This window comes from Acinetobacter sp. IRS14 (genome assembly GCF_034650275.1).
GTDB lineage: Bacteria > Pseudomonadota > Gammaproteobacteria > Pseudomonadales > Moraxellaceae > Acinetobacter > Acinetobacter oleivorans.
On sequence record NZ_JAOVFN010000013.1, the window covers coordinates 1 to 12,536 of the forward strand.

A 12,536-nucleotide genomic window follows, 5' to 3' on the forward strand; every position below is an offset into this window, starting at 1 on the left:
ACTCGCGACCCCAACCTTGGCAAGGTTATGCTCTACCAACTGAGCTATTCCCGCAATGTGAGCACATTATAGAGTGTTTCACTAAAGTGTCAACACTCTTGTGATTTAATTGAACATTTAATCGGCACGACGCCAAACTGTACCTTGACGAGTGTCTTCTAATACAACACCTTGGTCGAGCAAAGACTGGCGAATACCATCTGCTTTAGCAAAGTCTTTTGCTTTTTTCGCATCCACACGTTGTTGAATAAAATCTTCAATTTCAGCATCAGACAAAGTAAGCGCTTCTTGTCCAATATCTGATTTTAAGAAATCATCTACATTGTGTTGTACCAAACCTAAAATGTTGGTGAGGTGACGTAATGTCGAATAAAGCACAGTCGCTTGGTCAGCTTGCTCTTCTTTTACAGCACGGTTTAATTCTTTGTTCAGTTCAAACAACACAGCCATAGCTTCGGCAGTGTTGAAATCATCACACATCGCATTGTTAAAACGTTCAATAAAGCTTTGATCAAGCGTTTCAGTTGTCGTTTGACCGTACACTTGTTGGTAAGCTTTAAATGAATGATAGAAACGAGTTAAAGAAGTTTTTGCTTCTTTAAGTGCCACATCAGAGAAATTCACAGGACTACGATAGTGTGAAGACACAATAAAGTAGCGGATCACTTCAGGGTGAAATTTTTCCATCACGTCACGAATAGTAAAGAAGTTGCCTAAAGACTTAGACATCTTTTCACCATCAACGTTAATGAAGCCAACATGCATCCAGTAGTTTACATATTGTTCGCCAGTTGACGCTTCACTTTGCGCAATTTCATTTTCATGATGAGGGAACATTAAATCTGAACCACCACCATGAATGTCAAAGTGATTGCCTAAGCAGCAAGTCGACATTGCAGAACATTCAATGTGCCAACCCGGACGGCCATTGCCCCAAGGAGATGCCCATGAAGGTTCATTTTCTTTAGCATGTTTCCAAAGTACAAAGTCAAACGGATGTTTCTTTTCAACTTCTACGTCAACACGCTCACTCGCACCAGCTTGCATGTCATCAAGCTTACGGCCAGAGAGGCGACCATATTTTTCAAATTTGGTGACTTCAAAATAAACATCGCCGTTTGCAGCAGGATAAGCCGAACCTTTATTAACCAGATTGCCAATCATGTTTTGCATCTGATCAATATATTCAGTCGCTTTAGGTGCTTCATCAGGTGCAGCACAGCCTAAGTTAGCTGCATCTTCGTTCATTGCATCAATGAAACGAGTAGTGAGCTGCTGAATGGTTTCACCATTTTCATTCGCGCGTTTAATAATTTTGTCGTCAATGTCGGTAATGTTGCGAATATAGCGAACATTCCAGCCTTGACTACGTAAGAAACGAATAATGTAGTCAAATGCAACCATAACTCGAGCATGCCCGATATGACAGTAATCGTAAACGGTCATACCGCAGACGTACATATCGATGTGACCTTCTTTGCGAGGTACAAATTCAACTTTTTTTCGTTGCTCAGAGTTATATAAAACAAACGGTTGCATAAGGGTTTTCAAACACTCAACAAAAACAGTGTTACATCATAACTGATGCATCATTTTTCACAAAGGTTTATGCAAGAATTTTATAAGCTTGTGAAATCTTATACATTTAAAAACGTGTAGATGATTGAGTTATGTTAGAATGCCCCCAAATCTTTTGATTAAAATCACCGATCTTCATAAGAGATCAGATCAATTATTTTGAGTCAAACTCGTATGCCCAATCCTACAGATTTTCAAAGCAGCGCATTAGCAACCTTGCGTATTGAGCAGCAAGCCCTAGACGTGTTAGCAACACAAATTAATGACAGTTTTAATCAGGCTTGTGAAATATTGTTACAGTGTAAAGGCCGTGTTGTGATTACTGGCATGGGTAAGTCAGGGCATATTGGCCGTAAAATGGCTGCGACTTTTGCTTCAACTGGTACACCATCTTTCTTTATGCATCCGGGCGAAGCTGGGCATGGCGATTTGGGGATGCTGGTTCGCGGTGACGTTTTAATCGCGATTTCCAATTCTGGAAAAAGTGATGAAATCATGATGTTGATGCCACTCATCAAACATCTTGGTGTACCTCTTATTACCATTAGCCGTACTGATAAAGGGCCAATGCCTCAAAATGCTGACATCGCTTTAACTTTAGGCGAGTCTGATGAAGCATGTCCACTAGGATTAGCCCCGACATCGAGCACGACAGCAACCTTAGTATTGGGTGATGCGCTGGCTGTTGCTTTACTTGAAGCGCGTGGTTTTACTGCAGATGATTTTGCTCGCTCGCATCCTGCTGGAGCATTGGGTAAGCGTTTACTTTTACATGTAAAACACCTCATGCATACAGGCGATGAATTGCCAAAAGTTTCACCAGATACGCCAATGAATCAAGTGCTTTACGAAATTTCTAATAAGCGTTTAGGCTTGACCACGATTGTAGATGAACAGGAACATTTGCTTGGTATTTTCACTGATGGTGACTTGCGTCGTTTAATTGATAAACAGCAAGGTTTCGATGTGAATTTACCTGTTTCTGAAGTAATGACAAAAAAACCGTCAACTATTTCTCAAGAAGCACGTGCGGTAGAAGCTCTACAACAGCTTAACCTGAAAAAAATCAGTCAATTTGTTGTGGTTGATGACCAAAATAAAGTGATTGGTGTAATTAGTATGCATGACCTTATTCAGGCAGGGGTAAATTAATCAATGGCATCTTATGCATTGTTAGAACAAGCACGTCACTTACAGGCATTGGTTCTGGATGTCGATGGTATTTTGAGTGATGGCTTTGTAACTTTAACCAATAGTGGCGATGAGATTAAATCATTCGATATTCGTGATGGTTTAGGCATGAAACTTGTGCAGCAAGCAGGCATGAAAGTCATCATTATTACAGGCCGAAAAAGTAATATTGTTGAAAAACGTATGTCTGATTTAGGCGTAGACCTCGTTTTTCAAGGTCGTGAAGACAAAGGTTCTGCGTTACGTGAAGCTTGTGCACAGTTTAATATTTTGCCTTCCGACTGCTTATATATGGGCGATGACTGGCCTGATTTATCTGCTTTTGCAATCGCAGGAATGAGTGTTACCGTGCCAAATGGTCATGAAGAAGTGCGTCGCCGTGCGCATTTAGTTACCCAGTCAATGGGCGGACGTGGTGCTGTACGTGAAGTCTGTGATATGTTGCTGATCGCAAAAGGCATTTACCAAGAACTTCTTGAAAAATATCTTGCAGTACCGCATTAATAATAAGATTACTTAAAAAGGTAGGCTATTCCTGCTCATGGATACCAGAGTTTTATCTATTGTTGCTGTAGTTATTGCTGCTATAAGTGGTGGTTATTACTACTATAGTGGCAAAGCAAAAAAACTAGACATTGGTTCTGCGAAGAATATGACATATTCGGCGCAGGGCGTCCATTTGACTCAAACTGATGATCAAGGCAATTTGTATATTCGTGCTGAAGTTCGTCAGCTTGAACAGGATATGCAACAAAAAACATCAAAGTTGGATCAACTTAATGCCTCTATGTATAAAGATGGCAAGGTTGATGCGACGTTCTTTGCGAAACAGGCAAATGGCTATGATGATAATCGTAAAGTTATATTATCGGGTGATGTGGTCGCAACTAAACTTGCTCCACAAGGGAAAATTGAATTCAAAACCGATGAGTTAACGGGTTATCCAAAGACCAGAGAGATTGAAACGGATCATCAAGTGGTTGTTCAAGCTCCACAAGGCGATTTTGTTAGCAAAGGATTAAAAGCCAATTTGAATAACGGTCAGTACGAATTTTTTAATATTCGAGGAAAGTATGTACCAAAGTCTTAATTTAAAACGTTCTTCAGCTTTCCTAAAACAAGCTGCGGTTATTACATTCGTTGCTTTATCATCAGCTTCGACTTTTGCGTTGCCGTCTGACCGTAATCAACAAATTTCACTCGTGGCAGACCGTGCAACTTATAACGAAAAAACTGGTTTGACGACTTACACCGGTAATGTCGTGATTGAGCAAGGTACGATGAAGCTTCAAGCAGATTCGATTGTTGCTACGCTAAACTCTAAGCGTGAAATTCAAACCATTACCGCTAAAGGCCGACCATCTAAGTTTCAGCAACAAATAAGTGCTGATAAGGGCGTGGCACGTGGTGAAGGACAGACCATTGTTTATAATGCAGATACGGGCATTATTACATTGAATGGTGGTGCATATTTATATCAAGATGGTTCTAGTATTCGTGGTAACTCATTGAAATATAGTATGAACAAAGGTGATGTTGAAGCTCAAGGTTCATCATCAAATCGTGTACAGATTATTATTCCACCATCAAGTTCAAAAAGCTTTCCAGGAGCGCGTGACTAATGCAACAAGCTCTTCAACAACCCCAAACTTTGTGTATTAAGCACTTAGGAAAAAACTATAGTAAGCGTTGGGTCGTCAAAGACGTATCTTTTAGTATGCAAAGTGGACAGATTGTTGGTTTGCTTGGCCCTAACGGTGCAGGAAAAACAACAAGCTTCTATATGGTTGTAGGGCTAGTGCGTATGGACAAAGGTGAAATTCACCTTGATGATCTTGATATGTCCGATTTGGCAATGCATGAACGGGCACGCAAGGGCATTGGATATCTTCCGCAAGAGGCTTCTATTTTTAGAAAGCTAACCATTGCTGAAAATATTATGTCCATTTTAGAAACACGTAAGGACTTAAATAAGCAACAACGCCAGCAACGTCTTACTGAATTATTAAATGACTTTAAAATTAGTCATATTAAAGATTCATTAGGAATGAGCGTGTCAGGTGGTGAACGCCGCCGTGCTGAAATTGCACGTGCATTAGCTGCTGATCCTAAATTTATGTTGCTTGATGAACCATTTGCCGGCGTTGACCCAATCTCGGTTGGAGATATTAAAGATATTATCCAGACTTTGAAGGATCGTGGCATCGGTGTACTCATTACGGACCATAACGTACGTGAAACTTTAGCAATTTGTGAACGTGCATATATTGTGAGTGAAGGAGCTGTAATTGCAGAAGGTACACCACAAGAAATTCTGGATAACGAGCAAGTTCGTAAAGTCTACTTAGGTGACGATTTCACAGTTTAAATAACAAAGTTAATCTATTTGTCTAAAAAGAGGTCAATGCCTCTTTTTAGTTTTTTTATATTTAGTTTTTAAAAACAATGATTTAACTTATTCATTTAATAGAACTATAATGTGTGAATTATTCCTGCAATTATGCTTCTTTATGCAAAAAAATATGTAGAATGTAAAAGCTTTTAAACGATAACAAACAAGATCAACAAGACAAGCATGATTGGATATAACCAGAGAAGAGTAACAAGGACATGTAAAAAGCCGGCTTTCCTGAAAGGGTTGATGCTTTTAACTTCATTGCATGTACCTATGGTGATATATGCTGCTAAACCAAGTGAGCAATATCACACCTTAAAAGACAACTTATCACAGCTTTTTGCCCCAAAAAGTAGTGATGAATTTAAAGTTGCCAAGATGCAAGAGCTGAGTAATTTTAAGTTAGATCGTTCTAGAGTTCAGGAGTTTCCGACTGTTCAACTCAATGATCGATCGGCTGGATCTTATTCAAGTTTGCCATCAAGCAAAATGACTTTGCAGGAAGCGGTGAAAATCGCAATCCAGCGTAACCCTGATATTTCTCAAGCCATTTCTACTTTAGCTGGCCAAAATGCTGGTATTGATTATGCCAAGGCTGGTTATTATCCACAGCTTTCAGGTGGTATCACTACAGGTGACTTGACTAGTGGTGAGCGTGGTAGGCAGTTATTGACCCTAAATGCGACTCAAATGCTCTATGATTTTGGCAAAGTTAAATCAGGTGTTGATGTTGAGCAAGCCAAGGTTCAAGTCGAGCAGGCCAATGTTCTAGTCAGCATTGATGATATTGCACTTGATGTTGCACAGTCGATTATTAATATTCAGCGCTATCTTCAATTAAATAAAATTGCCGAGCAACAAATTGCGGGTATTCAGCGAATTCAGGAAATCGCTAACTTACGTGCAAATGCGGGTATTAGTAGTCAGGCTGACCCGATTCAAGCTCAGTCTTATTTACAAGCTGCCCAGTCTGGTTTGATTGCACAACAATCATTATTGCGTCAGTACCAACAACATTTAAGAACATTATTGGGTGCAGATGTCTCGCGCACGGGTTGGATTATTTCAGATGATTTGGTGAAACAATCTGATTTATATGGCGAACCTGAGTTTAATACCATCCCAAAAATGATTGCGGCTCAAGCCAGTGTTGAAGTGGCTAAAGCTCAAAAGGAACAGACTCGTTTAACACGTTATCCGACCTTGTCTGTTAAAGGTTCTTTGAGTCAAGCCATCAATGGTAGAAACCCAAACAATGATAAAGACGACGGTCTATATAGTTCAGTCATGCTTGAAGCAAGCAGTCAGTTTTATCAAGGTGGAGCCGTTTCTTCTCAGGTGAAAATGGCAAGTTATGCCGAAGAAGCAGCAAAGTCTAAAGTCAATTCAGTTTATCTGGACGTTCTCGACCAAATTAGAACCAGCCGTGAACAAATTGAAAATAAACAACGTCAAATGTTGGTTTTAGCAAATCGCCAAGCCACTACAGTTCGTACACGTGAACTTTATCAAGAGCAGTACAAGCTTGGTACACGTTCATTGGTTGACTTACTGAACGCAGAACAAGCCATTCATAGTGCTAACTCAGAACTCGAGACGGCACGTTACGATATCTATAACAGTATTGTTCAGTATATTTCGGCAACAGGACGTTCCCGCCAAGCTTATGACTTAAATAATATTTCAATTCAGGGGTTCGAAGTACAACCATGATGACAAAAATAAACTACCAGCCCTGGTTACAGGCGGTCTTAACGATTGCTAAACATTACCGAATTGAGCCTTCAGAAGAAAGAATCCGTTTACAACTTGATTGGAACCAGAATCAAAACCTTGATGATGTTTTACAGCTCATTACACGTCAGGTTGGACTAAATTTACGTAAAGTACCTTTTTCTTTAGAGGTACTGAATCCGTGGCGCCTACCTGTTATGGTCGAGTTTAACGACGGACAGGTTGGTGTTGTTGATAAAGCTGATACTCAAGGAAATGTCAGTATCCAGTTGAGTGGAGATCACGGCCTTTCCCAAAATTTAAGCTTGGACGTCTTAAAAACGACAATTAAAAATGTCTATATTCTGCGTCCTGAAACTTCTATTCCTGATGCGCGTATTGACGAATATATCAAACCGTATGAAGCAAGCTGGTTCTGGTCAATTGTACTCAGAGACTGGAAGCGCTACGTTGATATTATGTTTGCCTCACTGATTGCCAATATTTTGGCACTGGCAACCATTATTTTCTCAATGCAAGTCTATGACCGCGTTGTTCCATCACAGTCTGTTCCAACTTTATGGGTGCTGGCAGGTGGTGTACTCATTGCAGCGCTCTTCGAATTTACCTTACGTATATCACGAGTGTACTTATCCGATATTATTGGTAAACGCGCGGATTTACGGGTTTCAGACCGTGTATTTGGTCATGCCTTACGCATCAAAAATAAAGACCGCTCAAAGTCTACAGGTAGTTTTATTTCCCAAATTCGTGAGCTTGAAGGTGTGCGTGAACTGGTGACTTCAACCACCATTAGTGCAATTGCCGATTTCCCATTCTTTTTCCTGTTCCTGACAATCTTTGCGATTATTGGCGGAAAATTGTTTTGGGTGATGTTGCTGGTTGTACCACTTATGCTTTTGCCGGGGATTCTGGCACAGAAGAAGCTAGCTCAACTCGCACAAGAGGGTATGAGAGAATCATCAATTCGTAATGCCATTCTTGTGGAAGCGGTACAAGGTATTGAAGACATCAAGCTTTTACGTGCTGAATCACGCTTCCAGAACCAGTGGAACCACATGAATGAAGTTTCAGCCGACATTGGTATGAGACAACGTAAAATCGTTGGTACCTTAATGGCATGGACTCAAATGCTTCAGGGTTTGACCTATGCGATCGTAGTTTTAGTAGGATGTTTTGCGGTGATGGATGGTGAAATGACTACAGGTGCGTTAGTGGCTTGTTCAATTTTATCTTCACGCATGTTAGGTCCGATTGCACAGATTACCGGTGTTCTAGGACGTTTACAGCAGGCGAAAGTTGCAAAACAAAGCCTAGATGAGCTTATGCAACGTCCAATCGATCAGGCTGATCGTTCACATCTGGTACATAAAGCTGCTTTAAATGGCGATTACGAACTAAAAAATGCTTTGTTCCAATATGGAGAAGAAGACCCAAGACCAAGTTTGGCAATCCGTCATTTAAAAATTCGCGCTGGTGAAAAAATTGCAATTCTAGGGCGTAATGGGGCGGGTAAATCAACATTGCTTCAGCTTTTATCAGGCATGCAAGTCCCAACTCAAGGTTCAGTGCATTTAGATGGTCTGGATCTGTCTTTAATTGATCCATCCGATGTACGTCGTGATATGGGATTACTCAACCAGAATGCGTATCTTTTCTACGGTACGATTCGTGAAAACCTTACTTTAGGTGCTCCGCTTGCAACCGATGAAGAAATTCTTCGGGCTTTAGTGGTGACGGGCGCATTACCTTTTGTTCAAGAGAAAAAAGAAGGATTGGATCACCTGATTTTAGAGGGTGGCGTTGGTTTCTCGGGTGGTCAGAAACAAGCATTATTATTGGCTCGTCTATTGATTCGTCAACCTAACATTTTATTGTTAGACGAACCAACAGCAGCCATTGATGATGTGGCAGAGAAACAACTGATTGATCATTTAAAAGGATGGCTGGCGCATCGTACTTTGGTCGTTGCGACTCACCGCCGAGCTGTTTTAGAACTAGTGGACCGTATTATTGTCGTTAACGATGGCAAAATCGTGATGGATGGTCCAAGAGATCAGGTCCTTAATCAATCAACAGCCCAACAAAAACAAGTGCAAGGGGGTAATTCATGAGCGAACCACAACAAGAACAACAACTCACCCGTTCAATGAATGTCTCTTATAGTGAGCCACCTTTACCACGTGCCAGCTTAGTGATCTGGATTGTGGGGATTGGTTTGGTTATTTTCTTTATCTGGGCATGGGTATTTAAACTTGAAGAAGTTTCTACCGGTACAGGTAAAGTGATTCCATCGTCTAAAGAACAGGTGATTCAGTCTTTAGAGGGCGGTATTTTAACCAAGCTGAATGTACAAGAAGGCGACATTGTTCAAAAAGGCGAAATTCTTGCGCAACTCGATCCAACCCGTTTTGCATCTAACGTTGGTGAATCAAGATCTTTACTTATTTCGGCTCAGGCGACAGCAGCGCGTTTGCGTGCGGAAGTAAACGGTACACCATTGGTTTTTCCTGAAATTGTGATGAAAGAACCAAAACTTGTACAAGAAGAAACAGCGCTATATCATTCACGCCGTGCTGATCTTGAGCAAACACTTTCAGGTTTAAAACAGGCTTTGCAACTGGTGCAACAAGAGCTGGCAATGACAGAGCCGTTAGTTGCTAAAGGTGCGGCAAGTGAAGTTGAAGTTTTACGTTTACGTCGTGAAGCAAACGACCTTAGAAACAAAATGAACGATGCGCAGAACCAGTATTATGTTAAGGCTCGTGAAGAGTTATCGAAAGCAAATACGGATAGTGAAACGCAACAACAAATCGTGTTGGGTCGTAGTGACAGTTTAGATCGTGCGGTGTTTAAAGCACCGGTACGTGGTGTTGTAAAAGAAATTGCAGTCACAACCCATGGTGGTGTTATTCCACAAAATGGTAAATTGATGACGATTGTACCGATTGATGAGCAGCTGCTGATTGAAGCGCGTATTTTGCCACGTGACATTGCATTTATTCGTCCGGGTCAAGAAGCACTGGTTAAGATTACCGCTTATGACTACTCAATTTATGGTGGTTTAAAAGGTAAGGTTACGGTTATTTCACCAGATACAATTCGTGATGAAGTGAAACAAGACCAATTCTATTATCGTGTTTATATCCGCACTGATTCTGACAAGCTTTATAATAAAGAAGGTAAAGCATTCGGAATTACACCGGGTATGGTGGCAACAGTAGATATTCGTACGGGTGAAAAAACAGTACTGGATTACTTACTTAAACCATTTAATAAAGCTAAAGAAGCTTTACGAGAAAGATAATCAAAAAAGCCCCGAGATTCGGGGCTTTTTTATGGGTTTGATTCTATTAAATTCACGTTATAATTTGATTTTTATTATGCTTTATTTAATTTATGGCTTTTACGATTGCATCACAGATTACATTTGAAGAAGAAATTAAAAAAAGCAGATTTCAGGCTATCGCTGCGCCAGTAGAAAATGAACAGCGAGTTAAAGAATTTTTAGAACTCAATAAAGATATCTCTACAACTCACCAATGTTGGGCTTGGAAAATTGGCCATAACGTACGCTTTAATGATGACGGCGAACCGTCAGGAACAGCAGGCCGTCCAATTTTGGCGACCATTGAAGGGAATGACCTGACGAATATTATTGTGATGGTTAACCGCTGGTATGGTGGAATAAAACTTGGAACAGGTGGCCTTGTTAGAGCATATGGCGGCTGTGCTGGGCAATGTTTACTTTTGGCTGAGCGTATTGAACTCATTGCAAAGAAAACGATTTACTTTTCTTGTCACTTTAATGAGTGGGCGATATTTCAATATGAGCTTACTCAACAACAAATTGAATATCAGGAAACCTACACTGCAACGGGTGTAGATATCGGAGCAAGGCTACAAATACATCAAATTGAACCGCTTGCTTTAAAACTTAGAGACGTAACGCGTGGTCGTGAAGAGTTAAAGATTGAAGAGGAATTAACTGATGACTGATTCCTTATTGAAATATCGTGAGCAACACAAGCACCGCTTAAACTATATGCCATGGTTATATTGGACTTTAAAACCGAAACATCGTGCTTGGGCCGAAGAATGGCAAAAAGAATATCAAGCTTATTTGATGGATATGGAAACTGTTGAGATTGGTGAAAACTGTTTTATTTCACCGTTAGCTCATATTTTTGCTGAGCCGGGACGTAAAATTATTATTGGTGATAATTGTTTTATCGCAGCAGATTGTAGTTTGCATGGACCACTTGAAATTGGTAATGAGGTCGCGATAAATCATCATTGTATTTTAGATGGTGGGCGAGCCGGCATAAAATTGCATGACCAAGTTCGTATTGCAGCATATTGTCATTTATATGCATTTGATCATGGGATGCAGTTAGACCGTCCACTTTACCAACAGCCTGTAACTTCTAAAGGAATTGAAGTTGAGCAGGACGTTTGGTTGGGGGCACATGTGGGTATTAAAGATGGTATTAAAATAGGAAAACATGCCGTAGTCGGGATGAATAGTATGGTGACCAAAGATGTTGAGCCTTACCATATTGTTGGTGGAAATCCCGCAAAATTTATTCGTTTAAGAGAATAATGCAGTCTTAAGAATGTAATAAAATGTTTGATCTTTAAACAAAAAAGTTGATTTTTATACATAAACCTTAACATACCAATTTTTATCTATGTTAAGTTAAAGCTAAGTTTTAAGAATAATCTCCAAGGCAATAGACCTGAAGAAGAGAGGCTAACATGAACCGTGTTATTGCGTGTATTGACTCATCACCGTGTATTAATGCTATTGCCGATGCAGCAGCATGGGTTGCTAAAGCAACCGGACGGGAACTTGTATTATTACAAATTCTAGATTATTACCCAGCCAGTTATCATCTTGGTGAAATTAGTGGGGTAATTGGCTTTGAAAGCAATGCAATGCTGCTAAAAGAGTTAGCTGAGCTGGAACAAAAACAAAGTGAACTCGCTTTAGACTATAGCAATAATTTACTCCGTCACATTTCTGATCTTATTCAAGAAAAACATGGGATTACGAGTTCAAAAATTCAAGAAAAAGGTGATTTTTTAGAGCAAAGTTTTAATCTCTTGCATGAAAATGACATCGTCATTTTAGGTCGAGTTGGGGAGCGGGCTGCCGAGAAACAGAAACCAATCGGTAGTAATGTTGAGAACTTTATCCGTGGTGCTAACTGTACAGTTTTGACTATTGGTGAAAACTTTAAAGTGCCAACCCGTTTTATCTTTGCCTATGAATATTCACCAACTTGTCAAAAAATGATGCGCCGTATTGCCCAAAGTGATTTATTGCGAAAACTGCAATGTCATTTGGTATATGTAGGTGATCATCCGGAAATATTAAATGAACCTGAGCATTACCTGAAACAAGCGGGCATTGATGTTGTGACTGTATATCGCTATGGTGATGTTGCACAAAATATTTTAGAGTACCAACAAGAACACGGTATTCAAATTATTGTGCTAGGGGCATTTAGTCATAGCAAGATTCATCAATTCTTCTTAGGAAGTATTGCGACAACCATATTCCGAAACGCGACTGTACCGTTACTTGTGGCTAAATAATCAGATTTCCATATAGTTATCCGCAAATCTTGTGGAT

General features: G+C 40.1%; 12 protein-coding genes. 11 read left to right on the plus strand and 1 reads right to left on the minus strand.

Translation table 11 applies throughout. The features are described from left to right. Positions 1 to 117: 117 nt before the first annotated feature. Complete coding sequence (gene cysS, locus ODQ17_RS12445) at positions 118 to 1,539, minus strand: cysteine--tRNA ligase (protein ID WP_111854818.1); 1,422 nt, start codon at positions 1,537 to 1,539, stop codon at positions 118 to 120. A gap of 213 nt (positions 1,540 to 1,752) precedes the next feature. On the opposite strand from cysS, the gene ODQ17_RS12450 reads away from it, so the two are divergent. From ODQ17_RS12450 to ODQ17_RS12500, 11 genes are all read left to right on the plus strand, one after another. Then, entirely contained in the window at positions 1,753 to 2,730 is a 978-nt protein-coding gene (locus tag ODQ17_RS12450; protein ID WP_013198420.1) for a KpsF/GutQ family sugar-phosphate isomerase, read from the plus strand. 3 nt (positions 2,731 to 2,733) lie between these two features. Continuing rightward, complete coding sequence (locus tag ODQ17_RS12455) at positions 2,734 to 3,273, plus strand: KdsC family phosphatase (protein ID WP_004793423.1); 540 nt, start codon at positions 2,734 to 2,736, stop codon at positions 3,271 to 3,273. A gap of 37 nt (positions 3,274 to 3,310) precedes the next feature. Next, positions 3,311 to 3,859 (plus strand): LPS export ABC transporter periplasmic protein LptC, encoded by a 549-nt coding sequence (gene lptC / locus ODQ17_RS12460; protein ID WP_005303748.1) that lies wholly within the window; start codon positions 3,311 to 3,313, stop codon positions 3,857 to 3,859. After that, positions 3,843 to 4,391 carry a lipopolysaccharide transport periplasmic protein LptA gene (gene lptA, locus ODQ17_RS12465; protein ID WP_005303751.1) on the plus strand — a complete coding sequence of 183 codons (549 nt, stop codon included), beginning with the start codon at positions 3,843 to 3,845 and terminating at the stop codon, positions 4,389 to 4,391. The genes lptC and lptA overlap by 17 nt, the downstream gene beginning before the upstream one ends. Next, on the plus strand, positions 4,391 to 5,137 hold the full coding sequence (lptB, locus tag ODQ17_RS12470) for an LPS export ABC transporter ATP-binding protein (RefSeq protein ID WP_003650837.1): 747 nt from the start codon (positions 4,391 to 4,393) through the stop codon (positions 5,135 to 5,137). The genes lptA and lptB overlap by 1 nt, the downstream gene beginning before the upstream one ends. Before the next feature lie 273 nt (positions 5,138 to 5,410). After that, entirely contained in the window at positions 5,411 to 6,877 is a 1,467-nt protein-coding gene (locus tag ODQ17_RS12475) for a TolC family outer membrane protein (protein ID WP_192833678.1), read from the plus strand. Then, on the plus strand, positions 6,874 to 9,012 hold the full coding sequence (locus ODQ17_RS12480; RefSeq protein ID WP_005303757.1) for a type I secretion system permease/ATPase: 2,139 nt from the start codon (positions 6,874 to 6,876) through the stop codon (positions 9,010 to 9,012). The genes ODQ17_RS12475 and ODQ17_RS12480 overlap by 4 nt, the downstream gene beginning before the upstream one ends. Next, positions 9,009 to 10,205 (plus strand): HlyD family efflux transporter periplasmic adaptor subunit, encoded by a 1,197-nt coding sequence (locus ODQ17_RS12485; protein ID WP_322903992.1) that lies wholly within the window; start codon positions 9,009 to 9,011, stop codon positions 10,203 to 10,205. Before ODQ17_RS12480 ends, ODQ17_RS12485 begins: the two co-directional genes overlap by 4 nt. A 92-nt stretch (positions 10,206 to 10,297) precedes the next feature. Further along, positions 10,298 to 10,897 carry an IMPACT family protein gene (locus ODQ17_RS12490; protein ID WP_322903994.1) on the plus strand — a complete coding sequence of 200 codons (600 nt, stop codon included), beginning with the start codon at positions 10,298 to 10,300 and terminating at the stop codon, positions 10,895 to 10,897. After that, positions 10,890 to 11,501, plus strand: coding sequence for a chloramphenicol acetyltransferase CAT (locus ODQ17_RS12495; RefSeq protein WP_005303760.1), 612 nt, complete (start codon positions 10,890 to 10,892; stop codon positions 11,499 to 11,501). Before ODQ17_RS12490 ends, ODQ17_RS12495 begins: the two co-directional genes overlap by 8 nt. A gap of 155 nt (positions 11,502 to 11,656) precedes the next feature. After that, entirely contained in the window at positions 11,657 to 12,499 is an 843-nt protein-coding gene (locus tag ODQ17_RS12500; protein ID WP_322903996.1) for a universal stress protein, read from the plus strand. Positions 12,500 to 12,536 lie beyond the last annotated feature (37 nt).

Excerpts from the sequence above, each read along its gene's own strand:
- ODQ17_RS12500 (WP_322903996.1), top strand. The coding sequence starts at position 11,657 with ATGAACCGTGTTATTGCGTGTATTGACTCATCACCGTGTATTAATGCT.
- lptC (WP_005303748.1), top strand. The coding sequence starts at position 3,311 with ATGGATACCAGAGTTTTATCTATTGTTGCTGTAGTTATTGCTGCTATA.
- cysS (WP_111854818.1), bottom strand. The coding sequence starts at position 1,539 with ATGCAACCGTTTGTTTTATATAACTCTGAGCAACGAAAAAAAGTTGAA.
- ODQ17_RS12475 (WP_192833678.1), top strand. The coding sequence starts at position 5,411 with ATGCTTTTAACTTCATTGCATGTACCTATGGTGATATATGCTGCTAAA.
- lptB (WP_003650837.1), top strand. The coding sequence starts at position 4,391 with ATGCAACAAGCTCTTCAACAACCCCAAACTTTGTGTATTAAGCACTTA.
- ODQ17_RS12450 (WP_013198420.1), top strand. The coding sequence starts at position 1,753 with ATGCCCAATCCTACAGATTTTCAAAGCAGCGCATTAGCAACCTTGCGT.
- ODQ17_RS12495 (WP_005303760.1), top strand. The coding sequence starts at position 10,890 with ATGACTGATTCCTTATTGAAATATCGTGAGCAACACAAGCACCGCTTA.
- ODQ17_RS12485 (WP_322903992.1), top strand. The coding sequence starts at position 9,009 with ATGAGCGAACCACAACAAGAACAACAACTCACCCGTTCAATGAATGTC.
- ODQ17_RS12455 (WP_004793423.1), top strand. The coding sequence starts at position 2,734 with ATGGCATCTTATGCATTGTTAGAACAAGCACGTCACTTACAGGCATTG.
- ODQ17_RS12480 (WP_005303757.1), top strand. The coding sequence starts at position 6,874 with ATGATGACAAAAATAAACTACCAGCCCTGGTTACAGGCGGTCTTAACG.
- ODQ17_RS12490 (WP_322903994.1), top strand. The coding sequence starts at position 10,298 with ATGGCTTTTACGATTGCATCACAGATTACATTTGAAGAAGAAATTAAA.
- lptA (WP_005303751.1), top strand. The coding sequence starts at position 3,843 with ATGTACCAAAGTCTTAATTTAAAACGTTCTTCAGCTTTCCTAAAACAA.